The organism is Mycobacterium intermedium (assembly GCF_002086275.1).
Taxonomy (GTDB): domain Bacteria; phylum Actinomycetota; class Actinomycetes; order Mycobacteriales; family Mycobacteriaceae; genus Mycobacterium; species Mycobacterium intermedium.
Genome location: NZ_MVHT01000294.1, coordinates 1 through 645, shown reverse-complemented (window position 1 = coordinate 645; position 645 = coordinate 1). Strand labels below are relative to the sequence as shown.

The window sequence follows — 645 nt, the reverse complement described above, 5'->3', positions numbered from 1 at the left end:
GCCGGGTGGGTGGCTTGGCGGCGGCGTTCTCGGCTCTCTCCGGCCCGGCGCAGCAGCCGGTAGAACGTGGAGATCGAACCGAGGTAGATGCCTTCATCAAGCAGCGTCGCCCACACCTCAGCCGGGGCGAGGTCGACGAACCGGTCGCTATGCAGCGTGTCGAGAATAGCCTGTTGCTCGGCGTGGCTCAGCGCCCGCGGCTGGACTCGGTCTCGTTGCGGGATAGGCGTTTTCGGTACTGACGGTGGGCTTTGCCGGTGTCGGCGGTAATAGCCGGCCTGCGAGCAACCCACTACATCGCAGGCGCCCCGCACACCCAGATGCGGTGTCAGCTCGACGACGGCGTCATCGGTCACGATGTCGACCTCGGATCGGTATCCGCGCTCTCGGAGAGAGTCTCCAAGAGCGCGTGCAGTTTTGCCTGCACATCCACCACGAAGCGGGTCTTGGCCAGCTCCTGCTCCAGTCGCTGCTTCTCGGCTTCCAGCTGGGCGATCCGCTCGGCCTGCGGGTCACGCCGCTTGCGTCCGCGTGGGGCAGCCAGCCCCGCCAACGCTCCGGCGTCACGGGCTCGTCGCCACTCCACAATGTGGCTGGAATACAGCCCCTCGCGGCGGAGCACCGCGCCTTTCTCACCATCAGGCG

2 pseudogenes are annotated in these 645 nt (G+C 67.1%); both read right to left on the bottom strand.

The annotated features are described in order from the left end of the window. Window positions 1–356, bottom strand: a pseudogene (locus BST27_RS30750) (IS3-like element IS1141 family transposase); the annotation flags it as partial. Beyond that, window positions 353–645, bottom strand: a pseudogene (locus BST27_RS30745) (hypothetical protein); the annotation flags it as partial. The pseudogenes BST27_RS30750 and BST27_RS30745, both read right to left, overlap by 4 nt.